Below are 17,115 nucleotides of genomic sequence, written 5' to 3' on the forward strand. Positions count from 1 at the left end.
ACATGGAATTCCGTCACCTCGGCAGCTCGGGTCTCCAGATCTCGGAGATCACCTACGGCAACTGGCTCACCCACGGCTCGCAGGTCGAGAACGACGTCGCGACCGCGTGCGTCCACCGTGCCCTCGACCTCGGCATCACCACGTTCGACACCGCGGACGTCTACGCGAACGGCAAGGCCGAGGAGGTGCTCGGCAAGGCCCTCGCGGGCCAGCGCCGCGAGTCCCTCGAGATCTTCACCAAGGTCTACTGGCCCGTCGGTCCCGACCCCAAGGGCAAGAACGACACCGGCCTCTCGCGCAAGCACATCCGCGAGAGCATCGACGGCTCGCTGCGCCGCCTCGGCACCGACTACGTCGACCTCTACCAGGCCCACCGCTACGACTCCTTCACGCCGCTGGAGGAGACCATGTCCGCCTTCGCGGACGTCGTCCACAGCGGCAAGGCGCACTACATCGGGGTCTCCGAGTGGACCGCCGGCCAGATCCGCGCCGCGCACGAGCTCGCCACCGAGCTGCGCATCCCGCTCGTCTCCAGCCAGCCGCAGTACTCGATGCTCTGGCGCATCATCGAGGGCGAGGTCGTGCCGACGTCGGCCGAGCTGGGCATCGGCCAGATCGTCTGGTCGCCGATGGCGCAGGGCGTGCTGAGCGGCAAGTACGTGCCCGGCCAGCCCCTGCCCGAGGGCTCCCGGGCCACCGACCAGGCCGGGGGCGCCAAGATGATCCAGCGCTTCATGGCCGACGACACGCTCGCCGCCGTGCAGGACCTCAAGCCGATCGCCGAGGACCTCGGTCTCTCGATGCCGGCCCTCGCCATCGCCTGGGTGCTCCAGAACGACAACGTCTCGTCCGCGATCGTCGGGGCCTCGCGCCCGGAGCAGCTCGACGACAGCGTCAAGGCCGCCGGCGTGCGCCTGCCCGAGGACGCGCTGGCCCGCATCGACGCTGCGCTCGAGGGTGTCGTGACGAGCGACCCGGCGCTGGTCGCCGAGTCCACCCCGAAGCAGCGGGTGGTCTGAGGCCCGTGCCGCCGCGCCCGCCCGCTCCCACGGCACCGACGGCCCCCGCCCCCGGGCACCGCCCGTCCCGCCGCGGGCTGCTCCTCGCCGGTGCGGGCGCGGCGGCGGTCGGCGCGGCGGGCGTGGGCGTGGCGCGGGCACGCGCGGGCGACGACCTCGCCGACGTGCGCGGCCGGCTCCGGATCGCCACGGGCAACCCCGGGGCCGTCTTCGACCGCTACGGCCGGGCGCTCGCGGCGGAGGTGGGTCGGGTGATGCCGGCGGTGACCTCGGCGATCGTGTCGACGGGTGGTTCGTTCGGCAACCTGCTCGCCGTCGTGGACGGGCGCGCCGAGGTCGCCTTCAGCCTCGGCGACAGCGCCCAGCAGGCCATCGCGGGCGCCGCGCCGGGCATCGCGGCGGTCGACCTGACGGCCCTCACCCGGCTCTACGACAGCTTCCTCCAGGTGCTCGTGCGCGCCGACTCCGACATCGGGAGCCTCGCCGCCCTGGCCGGGCGGCGCGTCACCGCGGGGGAGGCCGACTCGGGCACGCGGGTCGTCGCCACCCGCAGCCTCGAGGCCAGCGGCGTCGACGTCGCCGCCGTGGACCTCGTCGACCTGTCGCTGCGGGACGGCGTCGAGGGCCTCGCGAACGGCGAGGTCGACGCCCTCGCCTTCGTGAGCGGATTCCCCATCCCGGCCCTCGTCGAGCTGGGGCGCCGCGTGCCGCTGCGCGCGCTCGACGTCGGTGCCGCCGTGCCCGACCTGGTGGACCTCTGGGGCCCCCAGTACGTCGTGGGTCCGCTCCCCGCCGGTCCCTACGGCCTGCCCGCACCGGTCGCGACGGTCAGCGTCAAGACCTACCTCGTGGCCCTGCCGTCCCTGGCGGAGGACCTCGCCCACGGCTTCACCTCGGTCGTGTTCGACCGGCAGGAGGCGCTGGCCCGCGCCGTACCGGACGTGCGGCAGCCGACGGCGGCGGCCGGCATCTTCACGCAGCCGGTCCCGCTCCACCCGGGCTCGCTGCGCTGGTTCCGGGAGCGGGACCGGTCGGCAACGTGACCCGGACGCGCAGGCCCGGGTCGGCGGCCTCCACCCGGGCCTGGCCACCGGCGTCCTGAGCGCGCAGGAGCACGATCGCCAGACCGAGCCCCGTGCCCTCGACGTCGGCGTGCCGCTCGAGCCGCCGGAACCGCGCACCGAGCGTGGCGGCCTCGTCCGCGTCGACGCCGGTGCCGTGGTCGCGCACCGTCAGCTCGATGCGGCCGTCGCGAGGGGCGAGGGCGACCTCGACGGTCGCCTCGGGGGCGTACTTGAGCGCGTTGTCGAGCAGGACGTCGAGCACCGTCGCGACGAGGTCCTCCTCGAGCACGGCGGGCAGCGGCCCCCCGAGGAGGTCGGCGCGGAGACGGCCCTCGAACAGCGGTGCCCACAGCTCGATCCGCTCCCGCACCTGGGCGGCGACGTCGACCTGCACGGCGACCCGGTCGAACCCGCCCGCGCGGCTCACCTCGATCACCGACTCGAGCGCCCGGGCGAGGCGGTCGGTCTCGGCGAGCACCGGCTCGACCTCGGGGTCGCGGGCGCTGATGGCCTCGAGGCGCAGCCGCAGGGCCGTCAGGGGGTTCGCCAGCTGGTGGGACACGTCGGCGACCAGCTCGCGCTGCTGGCGCTGGGAGTGCTCGACGCTCGCGGCCATCTCGTTGAACGACTGCACGAGGCGACGCAGCTCGGGCGGTCCCTCGATCCGACCGGCGGGCGCGGCGCGGCCGCGCGCCAGGTCGCGGGCGCGCTCCTCGAGGTCCTCGACCGGCCGGACCACCCACCCGACGAGCGGCACCCCGACGAGCCAGGCGACGAGCGCGACGAAGACCGCCCCCGCGCCCGCGGCCACCGCCATCCGGCGTGCGACGGCGTCGCGCTGCGCCTCCGTGTCCTCGACGAGGAGCACCGCGCCCAGCACCTGGGCGTCGCGGCCGATCGGGGTGGCCACCACCATCGGGTCGTCGTTCCAGGGCCACAGGGCGTCGGGCGGCGACGTGGGCGCACCGCCCAGCGCACGCCGCACGGCGCGCTCGACCCCCGGCACGTCGGTGGGGAGGTCGGCGCCGGGCGGCGCCACCACCGTCCCGTCGGTGTCGAGCAGGAAGGTGCGGGTGGTCGCCGTGACGTCGTCGTACCGCGCGAGGTCCGCGGCCAGCAGCGCGGGGTCGCTGTCGAGACCGGGCGCCCCGGCGAGCGTCGCGAACCGGGTGGCGGCCGCCAGCCGCTCCTCGTGGAGGCGCACGGCCCGCCCCTCGGCGTACGCCGCGACGAGCGGCACCACCAGCGCCGCGAGCACCGCGACGGTCACGCTGAGGCTGAGGGCGAGCAGGCGACGCCTCACGGACCTGCCTCGGGGGCGGGGCCGGGAGCGGGGCCGGGAGCGGGGCGGTGGAGGCGGTAGCCCACGCCGCGGACGGTCTCGATCCGCGCGCCGGCGGCGAGCTTGGCGCGGAGCGCCGCCACGTGCACGTCGAGGGTGCGGGAGGCGCCGACCCAGGTCGTGTCCCAGACCTCCTCCATGAGGGCCGCGCGGCTCACGGGCTCACCGGGGGTGCGGGCCAGTGCGGTGAGCAGCTCGGACTCCTTCGCGGTGAGGGGGACGACCGTGCCGTCCGGCAGGTGCACCTCGCGGGCGGTGCGGTCGTGGTGGAAGCCGAGGTCGGTGACCGGGGGCTCGGTGGACCGTCCGTGGCTGCGGCGGAGCACGGCGTCCATCCGCGCGAGGAGGACGGCCAGGCTGTAGGGCTTGGTGACGTAGTCGTCGACGCCCGCGCGCAGCGCACCGACGACGGCGCTCTCGCTCCGGCGGGCCGTGACGGCGACGATCGGCACGGCCGAGCGTTCCCGCACCTGCTGGCAGACCCAGAGCCCGTCGTGGTCGGGCAGGCCCATGTCGAGGAGCACCAGGTCGACGTCCACGTCGGGCTCCGCGAGGATCGCGACGGCCTCGCGCCCGGTGGTGGTGTGCCGCACGCTCCAGCCGTGGCCCCGCAGGCCCTGCACGAGGGCCTCGGCCAGGCCGGTGTCGTCCTCGACGAGCAGTGCGCGCACCCGGACCTCCTCCGACCCCTCCGACCCACCCCGTCCGGACCGCGCCGCTGCGGACCCCGGGACGGCGGCCCAGCGTCGCACACGGCGGGGTGCCGGGGCACCCCGCCGTGGGAAGGGCCGTGGGGGAGGGGCGTCAGCGGCCCGCGGGCTCCGGGACGTCGGAGCGGACGGCCTGCTCCCGGTCGAGGAACGTCGGCGCCCGGTTCTTCAGCACGAACACGTAGACGACGAGCGAGACACCGATCGCGACGGTCACGTAGATGCCGAAGGCGTCGAGCACGTCGCGCGCCTTGGCGGCCTCGTAGATGAGGGGCGCCGTGCCGCCGAAGAGGGAGTTCGCCACGGCGTACCCGACGCCGACGCCCAGGGCGCGCACGTGCGCGGGGAAGAGCTCGGCCTTCACGACGGCGTTGATGGACGTGTAGCCCGTGAGGATGACGTAGGTGCCCGCCAGCAGCAGGAACGAGGCCATCGGCGTCGTGACCTGCGGCAGCAGGTGCAGGAACGTCCACGTCCAGAGCACGCCCGCGACACCGAAGCCCACGAGCAGCGGCTTGCGGCCGATCCGGTCGCTGAGCAGGCCGCCGAGGGGCTGGATGACCATGAGCAGCACGAGGGCGGCGAGGTTGATCCAGGTCGCGGTCATCGGGTCGTCGGCGTAGGTGCTCTTGACGATGAGCGGGCCGTTGACGCTGTAGGTGTAGAAGGCGACGGTGCCGCCGAGCGTGACGAGGAAGCAGACGAGCAGCTGGCGCGGGTAGGCCGTGAGGAGCTCCGCCATCGAGCCCGAGCGGCGCTCGGTGCCGTTGTCGTGGAGCGACTCGTCCATGGTGCGGCGCAGGAACAGCACGACGACGGCACCGACCGCGCCGATGCCGAAGGCGATGCGCCAGCCGAAGGCGGAGATCTGGGCGTCGGTGAGGAACACCTGCTGCACGAGGAGGGTGACCTGCGCGAGCACGTGGCCGCCGACGAGCGTGACGTACTGGAACGACGAGAAGAACCCGCGGAGGCCGGGCGCGGCCGCCTCGGACATGTACGTCGCGGAGGTGCCGTACTCGCCGCCCGTGGCGAAGCCCTGCAGGAGGCGGCACAGGATGAGGACCACGATCGCCGCCGAGCCGATCGTGTCGGCCGTCGGGGTGAGGGCGATGACGAGCGAGGCGCCCGCCATGAGCGTGATGGAGAAGACGAGGGCCGGGCGGCGGCCGTGGCGGTCGGCGTACCGGCCGAAGAACCAGGAGCCGATCGGGCGCATGAGGAAGGTGACCGCGAAGATCGCCATCGTGTAGATGCCGGCGTTGGGCTCGCCCTCGGCGAAGAAGCTCGAGGAGAGGTAGCTCGCGAACACCGTGTAGACGTAGACGTCGTACCACTCGACCAGGTTGCCCAGCGAGCCCTTCACGGTGTTGAGCACGGCCCGCTGCACGCTCGGCGGGCCCTGCGGCTTCCCGGGGGACGGACTGACGGTGGATGTGGTCATGACGCTCACCTCTCCGGCCGGTCGACGAGCGTGCGGGGACGGCCGGTGGGTCCGCCGCACAGTGGTGGACCGTAGGTGTGACGCCGGTCATGCCCGGCACGCCGGAGGGCGGTCTTTACAAACTCTTTGCACGGGACGCTCGAGCCCGTCGCCCGCGTGGGGTCCCGGCGCCGTCCCGATCGTCCCCGGCGCGCCCGAGGCGGTAGCATCCCCCTCGTGGCGACGTACCCCCTGCTCCTTCTCCCGCCGCGCTGACCGCCCCGGTCGCGCGGCAACCCTCCCTGAGCGGGGGGTTTTTTCATGTCGGGAGTCGGACGAGCAGGGAACCAGGGAGAGCGAGAGATGAGCGAGACGCACGCGGACGAGCGGGAGACCTACGACCCGGAGGCGCTGCAGGCGAAGTGGCTGCCCGTGTGGGAGTCGCTCGACCCCTTCCGCGCCGACGACGCACTCGTCGACTCCGGTGAGCGGGAGAAGCGCTACGCGCTGACGATGTTCCCCTACCCCTCGGGCGACCTCCACATGGGTCACGCCGAGGTCACCGCGCTGCACGACGTGCTGGCGCGCTACTGGTGGCAGCGCGGCTACGAGGTGCTCAACCCCATCGGCTGGGACTCCTTCGGCCTGCCCGCGGAGAACGCCGCGATCAAGCGCGACGAGCACCCGGCGACCTACACCTACGCCAACATCGAGACGCAGGCCGGCTCGTTCCGCAAGTACGGGCTGAGCTTCGACTGGTCGCGCCGGCTGCACACCTCGGACCCGGAGTACTACCGCTGGACGCAGTGGCTCTTCCTGAAGTTCCGGGAGCGCGGGCTGGCCTACCGCAAGAACTCGGCCGTCAACTGGTGCCCCAACGACCAGACCGTGCTGGCCAACGAGCAGGTCGTCGACGGCGCCTGCGAGCGCTGCGGCGCGATCGTCACCAAGCGCGAGCTGAACCAGTGGTACTTCAAGGTCACCGACTACGCGCAGCGCCTGCTCGACGACATGCAGCAGCTGGAGGGTCGCTGGCCCGACCGGGTGCTGACGCTGCAGCGCAACTGGATCGGTCGCTCCGAGGGCGCCCACGTCGACTTCGACCTGCACCTGGCGGACGGCGCGACCCGGCGGGTGACCGTCTACACGACCCGCCCGGACACGCTGCACGGGGCGACCTTCATGGTCGTCGCGGCCGACGCCGCGCTGGCCGCGGAGATCGTCGCGCCGGAGCAGGCGGACGCCCTGGCGGCCTACCTGGAGGAGACCCGCAAGGCCTCCGACATCGACCGGCTCGCGACGGACCGTCCGAAGACCGGCGTGCCGCTGGGCGTGACGGCGACCAACCCGGTCAACGGCGAGCAGATCCCCGTGTGGGCGTCCGACTACGTGCTGGCCGACTACGGCACCGGCGCGGTCATGGCCGTGCCGGCGCACGACCAGCGCGACCTCGACTTCGCGAAGGCGATGGGCCTGCCCGTGCGCCGCGTGGTCGACACCGGCGAGGAGAACCCCGAGGAGACGTTCGTCGCGACCACGGGCGACGGCACCTACGTGAACTCGGGCGACCTCGACGGGCTGGAGGACAAGGCGGCGGGCATCGCCGCGGTCGTCGCCCACCTGGAGCAGGACGGCCGCGGTCGTCGGGCGGTCAACTTCCGCCTGCGCGACTGGCTGCTGAGCCGTCAGCGCTTCTGGGGCGCGCCGATCCCCATCGTGCACTGCCCCGACTGCGGCGAGGTGCCGGTGCCGGAGGACCAGCTGCCGGTGACGCTGCCCGACCTCAAGGGCGCCGACCTGAAGCCCAAGGGCTCCTCGCCGCTGGGCGCGGCCCGCGACTGGGTCGAGGTGCCGTGCCCCGCGTGCGGCGGCCCCGGCGAGCGCGACACCGACACGATGGACACGTTCGTCGACTCGTCGTGGTACTTCCTGCGCTACCCGTCCGCCCACCTGGAGACGGCGCCGTTCGACCCCGCGGACCTGAAGCGGTGGGGTCCCGTCGACCAGTACGTCGGCGGCGTCGAGCACGCGGTGCTGCACCTGCTCTACAGCCGGTTCTTCACCAAGGTGCTCCACGACATGGGGCTGCTCGACTTCACCGAGCCGTTCACGGCCCTGCTCAACCAGGGCGTCGTCATCAACCAGGGCAAGAAGATGAGCAAGTCCCTGGGCAACGGCGTGAACCTGGGGGAGCAGCTGGAGGAGTTCGGCGTCGACGCCGTGCGCCTGACCCTGGTCTTCGCCGGTCCGCCGGAGGACAACATCGACTGGGCCGACGTGTCGCCGTCCGGCTCGCTGCGGTTCCTGGCGCGCGCCTGGCGCCTGTCGGGCGACGTGACCTCGGCGCCGGGCGTCGACCCGGCGACGGGCGACGTCGCGCTGCGTCGGGTCACCCACCGCACGTTGGACGAGGCCGCCACGCTGCTCGACGGCATGCGGTTCAACGTCGTCGTGGCCCGCACGATGGAGCTGGTCAACGCCACCCGCAAGGCCATCGACTCCGGCGCCGGCCCGGCCGACCCGGCGGTGCGCGAGGCCGTCGAGACCGTCGCGATCCTGCTGAGCCTCGTCGCGCCGTACACGGCCGAGGAGATGTGGGAGCGGCTCGGCCACGAGCCGACCGTGGCCCGCGCCGGCTGGCCGACCGTGGACCCCGCGCTGCTGGTCGAGGACTCGGTGACCGCGGTCGTCCAGGTGCAGGGCAAGGTCAAGGCGCGCCTGGAGGTGGCCCCGGACGTGTCCGAGGCGGACCTCGAGGCGGCGGCGCTGGCCGACGCCGCCGTCGTGGCGGCCATCGGCGAGAAGACGGTGCGCAAGGTGATCGTGCGCGCGCCGAAGCTGGTCAACGTGGTGGTCGGCTGACGTGGCGGCCCGGCGCACGGCGGTCGTCACCGACTCCACGGCGCAGCTCGACGCTGCGACCGTGGAGCGGCTCGGCGTCGTCGTCGTGCCGCTGCAGGTCGTCATCGGCGACGAGGTCTACGACGAGGACACCGACGCCGGCAGCGCCGCGCGCATCACGGAGGCGCTGCGCGGCCGCACCGCGGTGAGCACGTCCCGCCCGGGGCCGGCGGTGCTGGAGGAGCTGTACGCCCGGCTCGTCGCCGAGGGGCACGACGAGATCCTGTCGGTCCACCTCTCCGGCGCGGTGAGCGGCACGTACGAGTCCGCGCTGCTCGCCGCCCGCACCGTCGACGTCCCGATCCGCACGGTCGACACCCGGCAGGTGGGCCCGGCGACCGGGTACGCCGTCGAGTCCGCCGTGGCCCGCCTGCGCGAGGGCGCGACGCTCGACGCCGCCGCGAAGGCCGCCCGCGACCGGGCCGCCGCCGCGGAGTCGCTGTTCTACGTCGACTCGCTCGAGTACCTGCGCCGCGGGGGCCGCGTCGGCGCCGCCGCCGCGCTCGTCGGCGGAGTGCTCGCCGTCAAGCCGATCCTCACGATCCAGAACGGCACGGTCGCCGGCAAGGAGAAGGTGCGCACGGCGTCGAAGGCGCTGGCCCGGCTCGAGGCGCTGGCCGTCGAGGCGTCGGGGGACCAGCAGGTCGAGATCGGGGTGGCGCACCTGGCGAACCCCGACGCCGCCGGCACCCTCACCGAGGCCCTGACCAAGCGTCTCGCCGACCAGCTCGGTGGCCGCGAGGTGCGGTGCAGCGAGCTCAGCGCGGTGCTCGGTGTGCACGCCGGACCCGGCACCGTCGCCGTCTGCGTGGCCCCGCTACCGGTCTGACGCGGGTCGGGTGCGCGGTTCGGCCCGCTGGTCGCCCACAGGACGCCGGTCGGGCTGGGTCGTCCCCAGGCTGACGCGCACGCCCGACGGGCGGCACCGTCCGTTCCTAGCGTGGCCGCCATGCCTGCCCGACCGCTGCCCGCCGACGACGGCCCCCCGATCGACCTCGTTCGTGCCCGGCTCGCCCGCATCGCGGAGGAGTCCGGCCTGTCCGGGCTCCCGGGCCTGACCGGACTGTCCCCGGCCGACGACCACACGCGCGTGCGGGCGGAGCGCTGGCGTGCGGAGGTGCTGGCCCGGGCGAGCGATCGCACCGGCACCGGCATCGGCATCGGCATCGGCGTCGGCGAGGAGGGGGCCGGTGACGAGCTCCCGGTCCCGGGGCGCCACGCCGCGCGGCGCGCGGCCCGCCCCAGCGTCCTCAGCCGGGTGCGCGGGCAGCTGCCGCCGCCCGCCCTCGCCCTGCTCGAGCGGACCGGCCCGGCGTACGCCGGAGGCCCGCCGCCCGCCGGGACCGGGGGCGGTGACGGGCCGAGCGGACCGGGCGCGGGGCGTCGGGTCACGATCGGGCCGCCCCAGGTCGCCGTGCTGGCCGTCCTCGTCGCGGTCGCGCTCGCCGCGACGTGCTGGTGGGTGCTGGCGGGTCGGGCGGAGGAGCAGGTGGTGGAGCCGCTGGCGGTGGCCACGTCGGCGGCCGGGACGCCGTTGGCGACGCCGTCGTCGGAGGCCGCGCCCGCTCCCGGGTCCGCCTCGGACGCCGAGGGCGAGGGCGGCGGCGCGGGCAGCCCGACCGCGACCGACGGCGAGGTCGTCGTGCACGTCGCCGGCCGGGTCGCGCGGCCGGGGATCGTGGTGCTCCCGGGCGGCGCTCGGGTGGCCGACGCGGTGGAGGCGGCCGGGGGCGCGGTCCCCGACACCGACCTGACCGGTCTCAACCTCGCCCGCGTGCTCGTCGACGGCGAGCAGGTGCTCGTCGGTCTCGACCCGTCGGAGGGCGCGCCCGCTGCGCCCGGCGCCGCGGCCCCCGGCGGGCCCGGCGATGGGGCGTCGACCGGGGGTCTCGTCGACCTCAACACCGCCGACCTGGCGGCGCTCGACCTGCTGCCCGGCGTCGGACCCGTCACCGCGCAGGCGATCATCGACTGGCGGGAGGAGAACGGCGGCTTCAGCCACGTCGACGAGCTGCTCGAGGTCAAGGGCATCGGCGAGGCCACGCTGGCCGAGCTGGCCCCGCTCGTGACGGTCTGAGGTGGCCCGCGGGCAGGGGAGGCGTGCCCCCGCCGGGCCGGGGGACGACCCGGCGGAGGAGGCGCCCGCCGCCGACCTCCGCATGCCCCTGCTCGGCGCGACGGCCTGGGTGGGCGCGCTGGTCGGGCTGCTGGTCCCGGTGCGGGCGACCCCGGTCGTGGTCGTCGCCCTGCTCGTGCTCCTCGGGGTCGGAGCGCGGCTGCTCGGCCGTCGCGGCACCCAGCAGGTGACCGGTACCGCCCTCACCGCGGCACTCCTCCTCGCCGCGGCCGCCGGGATCGCGACGGTGCACCGGGTGGGCACGACGACCGGTCCGGTCGCGGGGCTGGCCGAGGAGCAGGCGTCGGTGCGGGGCGAGCTCGTCGTGACGGGTGATCCACGGGAGCGCAGCGGGCAGTTCGCCGACTACGTCGTGGTCCGTGGTCGGCTGACCGTGGTGGAGGGGCGGGGGCGGGCGTGGGAGGTCCGGTCACCGGTGCTCGTCGTGGCACCCACGGACTGGGCCGACGTGCCGCTCGGGGCGCGCCTCGCGGTCTCCGGCCGGCTCGTTCCTGCGGACGGCGGTGACCTCGCGGCGGTGCTCCGGGCGCGTGCCGACCCGGAGGTGCTGGAGGCCCCCGACGTGTGGTGGCGGGGTGCGGCCGCGGTGCGGGCGGCGCTGCGGGAGAGCGTCGACCACCTGCCGCCGGACCAGGCCGTGCTCGTCCCGTCGCTCGTCGTCGGGGACGACGCCGGCCTCGACCCCGCGCTGGCCGAGGACTTCGCGACGACCGGTCTCACGCACCTCCTGGCGGTGTCGGGGACCAACCTCACCCTCATCACCGCGTTCCTGCTGGTGCTGGCGCAGCAGGCCGGGGTGCGTGGTCGCGGTCGCCTGGTGGTCGCGGTCGTGGGCATCGTCGGGTTCGTGCTCCTGGCCCGCACCGAGCCGAGCGTCGTGCGGGCCGCCGCCATGGGCACGGTGGCCCTGCTCGGGATGGGGCGCAACGGCCTGCGGCGCGGCACGCGCAGCCTGGGCGTCGCGGTCACGGTGCTCCTGCTGCTCCAGCCCTGGCTGGCCACCACCGTCGGCTTCGCGCTGTCGGTGCTCGCGACGGCCGGCATCCTGCTGCTGGCCCCCGCGTGGCGCGACGCCCTCGCGCGCTGGATGCCCCGGTGGCTGGCCGAGGCCATCGCCGTACCGGCGGCGGCGCAGCTCGCCTGCACCCCCGTCGTGGCGGGCATCTCCGGCGAGGTGAGCATCGTGGCGGTCCTCGCCAACATGCTCGTGGCCCCGGTCGTCGGGCCGGCCACGGTGCTCGGTCTCGCCGGTGGGCTGGTCGGCCTCGTCTGGACACCGCCGTCGCGCATTCCCGGGACGGTGGCCGCCTGGTGCGTGGGCTGGATCATCACGGTCGCGCAGTGGGGCGCGGCGCTGCCGCTCGCCTCCGTCGGGTGGGGGACCTCGGCGCTCGCCCTCGCGGTCCTGACGGCGGCGTGCCTGGCGGTCGTGCCGCTCGCGCCCCGGTTCCTCGCCCGACCGCGGCTCGTGCTCCTCGCCTGCGTGCTGACCGCGGTCGTGGTGCTCGTGCGTCCACCGACCCCGGGATGGCCCCCCGACCGCTGGGCCGTGGTGGCGTGCGACGTCGGCCAGGGCGACGCGCTCGTCCTGCGGGCCGGCCCGGGATCGGCCGTCGTCGTCGACACGGGCCCCGACCCCGAACCCGTCGACGGCTGTCTCGACCGCCTGGGCGTCGACCACGTCGCGCTCCTGGTGCTCACCCACTTCCACGACGACCACGCCGGTGCGGTCGCGGGCGTGCTCGACGGTCGCTCGGTCGACGCGGTCGACGTGAGCCCGCTCGACGAACCGGCCACGACGGCGGCAGACGTCCGCGACCTGGCCGCCGCCCGCGGCATCCCCGTCACGGTCCCCGCGCACGGCAGCGTGCGCCAGGTGGGCGACGTCCGGCTCGAGGTGCTCGGACCCGTGCCGGGGGCCGTCCGCGCCGCCCCGTCGGGCGGCGGCCGCGCCCGCGAGCGCGACGGCGAGGGCAGCGGCGCCAACGACGCCAGCCTCGTGCTGCTGGCCGAGGTCGGCGGGGTCAGCGTGCTCCTCACCGGCGACGTGGAACCGCCGGCGCAGCGCACGCTGCTGCGCACGGTCGCGGCGCGGCCGGGGGGCCTCGACGTCGACGTCCTCAAGGTGCCCCACCACGGCAGCCGCCACCAGGTGCACGAGCTGCTCGCCGCCGTGACCGCCGAGGTCGCGCTGGTCTCGGTCGGCGCCGACAACACCTACGGCCACCCCGATCCCGACCTGTTACACGCCCTCGAGGCGGGGGGCACCCGTGTGCTGCGCACCGACCTCGCGGGTGACCTCGTCGTCACCCGGCCGGTCCGCACCGACGGTCCGATCGGCGTCGTCACCGGACGGGGGTGAGGTCGCTCCAGGGGTGTCAGCCGCCTGTGGCAGTCTGCCCCCATGCCGCCGCGCTCCCGCTCCTCCGCGCCCGCCGCTCCCCGTCCGCCGTCGCCGGCCGACGTGCTCGGTCGGGTGACGCTGGTGACGGGCAAGGAGGAGTACCTCAACGAGCGCACCGTCGTCGGCGTGCGCGCCGCCGTGCGGAAGCACGACCCGGAGGCCGAGTTCTCCGACGCCTCCGCCGCCGAGCTCACGATGGCCACGCTGGGGGAGATGGCGGCCCCGTCGCTCTTCTCCACGACGCGCTGCGTGGTCGTCCGCGCGCTGGAGAACCTGCCGGAGGAGTCGGTCGCGGGGCTGCTGGACTACGCGGCGGCCCCGGCCGAGGACGTCGCGCTCGTGCTGGTCCACGGCGGCGGGCAGAAGGGCACCGGCACGCTGGCGAAGCTGCGCAAGGTCGGAACGGTGACCGAGGTGAAGTCGGCGGAGCTCAAGGCCCACGAGCTGCCCCGGTTCGTCGCCTCCGAGGTGCGCGCGGCGGGCGGCTCGATCGACGAGGAGGCGGCCGAGGTGCTCGTGCAGGCGGTGGGCAACGACCTCCGCTCGCTGGCGGCCGCGGCCGACCAGCTCGTCAGCGACTTCACCGGCCGTCGGATCGGCACGGAGGAGGTGGGGAGGTACTTCGGGGGTCGCGCCGAGGCGACGTCCTTCGCGGTGGCCGACCACGCCTTCTTCGGCCGACAGGCTCGCGCGCTCGAGGAGCTGCGCTGGGCGCTCGACACCGGCACGGCGGCGGTGCTCGTCACCTCGGCGTTCGCGAGCAGCGCGCGCGGCCTGGCGCGGTACGTGTCTGCCCCCCGCGGCATGCGCGAGGCCGACCTCGCCCGCGAGGTGGGGGTGCCGCCGTGGAAGCTGCGCACGCTGCGCGACCAGTCCCGGGGCTGGGACGACCAGGCGCTGCGCGATGCGATCCGCGCGGTGGCGCGGGCCGATTCCGAGGTCAAGGGAGCGGGCGGCGACGTGGCCTACTCCCTGGAGCGCCTCGTGCTCACCGTCGCCGGCCTGCGCGGGCGCTGAGCCTCACCGCCGAGCCCGCCCGGAGACGCCGAAGGGCGCCGACTCCCGAAGGAGTCGGCGCCCTGCGCGTACGACGGGGGTGGGCCTGGCGTCAGAGCGACGCGGCGCGCTTGGCGATCGCGGACTTGCGGTTCGCGGCCTGGTTCTTGTGGATGACGCCCTTGGAGGCGGCCTTGTCGAGCTTCTTGGACGCGTCGCGGCCGAGCTCGATCGCCTTGTCCTTCTCGCCGGCCTCGGCGGCCTCGCGGAACTTGCGGACAGCGGTCTTCAGGCCGGTCTTGACCGACTTGTTGCGCTCGTGACGCAGCTCGTTCTGGCGGTTGCGCTTGATCTGGGACTTGATGTTTGCCATCTGGTGGTTCTCTGCCTTCGGTCGCTCGTCAGTCGGGTCGTCGTACGGTGGCGTTCGATGCACGCCACCACGAGGGCAGGCAGCATCCAGACACGCGAGGAGTCACGCTACCAAGTGCCCCGCGCGCCCGTCGAATCCACTGGCGGGGACCGCCACGGGTTCGGTGACCGTCCCGACCTCGTGGGAGAATCCGCCGGTGCCTGCTACGCCTGCGTCCGCCGTGCCCCAGCCGGGGCGCACCGACCCCGCGATCATCCGCAACTTCTGCATCATCGCGCACATCGACCACGGCAAGTCGACCCTTGCCGACCGGATGCTGCAGCTGACCGGCGTGGTGGGCGAGCGTGAGGCCAAGGCGCAGTACCTGGACCGCATGGACATCGAGCGCGAGCGCGGCATCACCATCAAGTCGCAGGCCGTGCGCATGCCCTGGACGGTCACCGCGGAGGCGGCCGACCAGCACGGCGTGGAGGCCGGCCCCGGCACCTACGTGCTCAACATGATCGACACGCCCGGGCACGTCGACTTCACCTACGAGGTGTCCCGGTCGCTGGAGGCCTGCGAGGCGGCGATCCTGCTGGTCGACGCGGCCCAGGGGATCGAGGCGCAGACGCTCGCGAACCTCTACCTGGCGATGGGTGCCGACCTGCACATCATCCCGGTGCTCAACAAGATCGACCTGCCGTCGGCCAACGTCGAGAAGTACGCCCTCGAGCTGGCGAACCTCGTCGGCTGCGAGCCGGAGGACGTGCTGCTGACCTCCGCCAAGACCGGCGTCGGGGTGGAGGCGCTGCTCAACGAGATCGTCAAGCAGGTCCCGGCCCCCGTCGGCGACGCGGACGCTCCGGCCCGGGCACTGATCTTCGACTCCGTCTACGACACCTACCGCGGCGTCGTCACCTACGTGCGGGTGGTCGACGGCTCGTTGAAGCACCGCGACCGGATCAAGATGATGTCGAGCGGCGCCGTGCACGAGATGCTCGAGGTCGGCGTGATCAGCCCGGAGCCGCTCAAGGCCGCGGAGCTGGGCGTCGGCGAGACCGGCTACCTCATCACCGGCGTGAAGGACGTGCGCCAGTCCCGCGTCGGCGACACCGTCACCAGCCAGCACCACGGCGCCACCGACCCGCTCGGGGGCTACGCCCACCCCACCCCGATGGTCTACGCCGGGCTCTACCCGATCGACGGGGACCAGTACCCCGAGCTGCGCGACGCGTTGGAGAAGCTGCAGCTCAACGACGCCTCGCTCACCTACGAGCCGGAGACCTCCGGGGCACTCGGCTTCGGCTTCCGCTGCGGCTTCCTCGGGCTGCTGCACATGGAGATCACCCGCGAGCGGCTCGAGCGGGAGTTCAACCTCGACCTCATCTCGACCGCGCCCAACGTGGTCTACGAGGTCGTCATGGAGGACGGCTCCCAGCTGACGGTCACCAACCCCAGCGAGTACCCCGACGGGAAGATCCACGAGGTCCGCGAGCCCGTCGTCTCCGCCACGATCCTCGCCCCGGCGGACTACATCGGCACCATCATGGAGCTCTGCCAGGCCAAGCGCGGCACCCTGCTCGGCATGGACTACCTGTCCGAGGACCGCGTGGAGATGCGCTACACGCTGCCCATGGGCGAGATCGCCTTCGACTTCTTCGACCAGCTGAAGTCGAAGACCAAGGGCTACGCCTCGCTCAACTACGAGCGCTCGGGCGAGCAGGCCGCCGACCTCGTGAAGGTCGACATCCTCCTGCAGGGTGAGCCCGTCGACGCCTTCAGCGCGATCGTGCACAAGGACGCGGCGTACGGCTACGGCGTGATGATGGCCGGCAAGCTCAAGGAGCTCATCCCGCGGCAGCAGTTCGAGGTGCCGATCCAGGCCGCCATCGGCGCCCGCGTGATCGCCCGCGAGAACATCCGCGCGATCCGGAAGGACGTGCTCGCCAAGTGCTACGGCGGCGACATCAGCCGCAAGCGCAAGCTGCTGGAGAAGCAGAAGGAGGGCAAGAAGCGGATGAAGATGGTCGGCCGCGTCGAGGTCCCCCAGGAGGCCTTCGTGGCCGCGCTCTCCACGACGCAGCCCGCCGAGAAGAAGAAGTCGTAGCGCCTCAGGCCGCGGTCCACCCCGGGTCGCGGCCGAGGCGGCCGAGCAGCCGGTCGCCGGGGCTCGCGTCGTCCGGCACGGGCACCGCCGCGGCGCAGACGCCCTCGGCGTACAGGGCGTCGCCCCACGCGTTCGCCGCCGCGTCGTGCCTGATCGCGTCCGCGTCGGAGATCGCGTAGGGCTGGCCCGTGGCCCGCGCGACGTCCCAGCCGTGGACGAGCAGGTCCCACGTGTAGAAGTCGCGCAGGGTGGCGCCGATCGTCGTGGGCCCGAAGAAGCCGTCGTACGTGCGGTCCAGCACCTCGTCCGTGAGCACGCCCGCCGTGGCGGCGACGTGCGCGCGCCACGCGCCGGCGACGTCGCACCGGGGTCGGCTGCCCAGGTCGGGAGCGACGGGGACCGGGAGCCCGTGCCGTTCCAGGAGCTCTCGCTGCGTGTCGATGACGTGCTGCACGACGGCCCGCGCGTCCCATCCCGCGCAGGGGCTGGGGCGGTCCCACCGCCCGTCGGCGCCGTCGAGCACGCCGGCGAACCGCTCGGCGCGCGCGAGGTGGTCGGTCCGGATCGCGGCGGCCGACGAGGGGACGGTGGGCAGCGGGGGAACGGTGGGCTCGCTCATGCGCCGCACGCTAGGCCGGAGCGGCGTCCGCCTCTTGT

At 74.2% G+C, this 17,115-nt stretch carries 13 protein-coding genes; 8 read left to right on the forward strand and 5 right to left on the reverse strand.

The genetic code is table 11. The features are described 5' to 3' along the window. Positions 1–2: 2 nt before the first annotated feature. Both PIR53_03410 and PIR53_03415 read left to right on the forward strand, forming a co-directional pair. Positions 3–1,019 (forward strand): aldo/keto reductase family protein, encoded by a 1,017-nt coding sequence (locus PIR53_03410; GenBank protein ID WZH53047.1) that lies wholly within the window; start codon positions 3–5, stop codon positions 1,017–1,019. Between the two features lie 5 nt (positions 1,020–1,024). Next, positions 1,025–2,062: a TAXI family TRAP transporter solute-binding subunit gene (locus tag PIR53_03415; protein WZH53048.1), complete on the forward strand. Its 1,038-nt coding sequence runs from the start codon at positions 1,025–1,027 to the stop codon at positions 2,060–2,062. Here the strand turns inward: PIR53_03415 and PIR53_03420 are convergent. The 3 genes from PIR53_03420 to PIR53_03430 all read right to left on the reverse strand — a co-directional run bounded on the left by PIR53_03420 (position 1,992) and on the right by PIR53_03430 (position 5,579). Then, positions 1,992–3,386 (reverse strand): HAMP domain-containing sensor histidine kinase, encoded by a 1,395-nt coding sequence (locus PIR53_03420; protein WZH53049.1) that lies wholly within the window; start codon positions 3,384–3,386, stop codon positions 1,992–1,994. The genes PIR53_03415 and PIR53_03420 overlap by 71 nt on opposite strands. Then, positions 3,383–4,096: a response regulator transcription factor gene (locus tag PIR53_03425; GenBank protein WZH53050.1), complete on the reverse strand. Its 714-nt coding sequence runs from the start codon at positions 4,094–4,096 to the stop codon at positions 3,383–3,385. Before PIR53_03425 ends, PIR53_03420 begins: the two co-directional genes overlap by 4 nt. A 133-nt stretch (positions 4,097–4,229) precedes the next feature. Further along, the gene (locus PIR53_03430) at positions 4,230–5,579 is read right to left on the reverse strand and encodes an MFS transporter (protein ID WZH53051.1); all 1,350 of its coding nucleotides are present in this window, start codon (positions 5,577–5,579) and stop codon (positions 4,230–4,232) included. A 342-nt stretch (positions 5,580–5,921) separates the two neighbouring features. Between PIR53_03430 and leuS the strand changes: the two genes are divergently transcribed. From leuS to holA, 5 genes are all read left to right on the forward strand, one after another. Beyond that, on the forward strand, positions 5,922–8,420 hold the full coding sequence (gene leuS, locus PIR53_03435; GenBank protein WZH53052.1) for a leucine--tRNA ligase: 2,499 nt from the start codon (positions 5,922–5,924) through the stop codon (positions 8,418–8,420). 1 nt (position 8,421) lies between these two features. Next, positions 8,422–9,288 (forward strand): DegV family protein, encoded by an 867-nt coding sequence (locus tag PIR53_03440; protein WZH53053.1) that lies wholly within the window; start codon positions 8,422–8,424, stop codon positions 9,286–9,288. 120 nt (positions 9,289–9,408) lie between these two features. Beyond that, positions 9,409–10,536 carry a ComEA family DNA-binding protein gene (locus PIR53_03445; GenBank protein WZH53054.1) on the forward strand — a complete coding sequence of 376 codons (1,128 nt, stop codon included), beginning with the start codon at positions 9,409–9,411 and terminating at the stop codon, positions 10,534–10,536. 1 nt (position 10,537) lies between these two features. Next, entirely contained in the window at positions 10,538–12,958 is a 2,421-nt protein-coding gene (locus PIR53_03450; protein WZH53055.1) for a ComEC/Rec2 family competence protein, read from the forward strand. Positions 12,959–13,000: 42 nt separating this feature from the next. Then, complete coding sequence (holA, locus tag PIR53_03455; GenBank protein ID WZH53056.1) at positions 13,001–14,017, forward strand: DNA polymerase III subunit delta; 1,017 nt, start codon at positions 13,001–13,003, stop codon at positions 14,015–14,017. 91 nt (positions 14,018–14,108) lie between these two features. Here the strand turns inward: holA and rpsT are convergent, their stop codons facing one another. Then, a complete protein-coding gene (gene rpsT / locus PIR53_03460) occupies positions 14,109–14,369 on the reverse strand; it encodes a 30S ribosomal protein S20 (protein WZH53057.1) in 261 nt (86 codons plus the stop codon). Between the two features lie 196 nt (positions 14,370–14,565). Between rpsT and lepA the strand changes: the two genes are divergently transcribed. After that, positions 14,566–16,458: a translation elongation factor 4 gene (lepA, locus tag PIR53_03465; GenBank protein ID WZH53058.1), complete on the forward strand. Its 1,893-nt coding sequence runs from the start codon at positions 14,566–14,568 to the stop codon at positions 16,456–16,458. 4 nt (positions 16,459–16,462) lie between these two features. Here the strand turns inward: lepA and PIR53_03470 are convergent, their stop codons facing one another. Beyond that, positions 16,463–17,077, reverse strand: a complete 615-nt coding sequence (locus PIR53_03470) for a TIGR03086 family metal-binding protein (GenBank protein ID WZH53059.1) — start codon at positions 17,075–17,077, stop codon at positions 16,463–16,465. Between the last annotated feature and the right edge of the window lie 38 nt (positions 17,078–17,115).

The sequence above is a fragment of the Nocardioides alkalitolerans genome (genome assembly GCA_038184435.1).
Classification (GTDB): domain Bacteria; phylum Actinomycetota; class Actinomycetes; order Propionibacteriales; family Nocardioidaceae; genus Nocardioides; species Nocardioides alkalitolerans_A.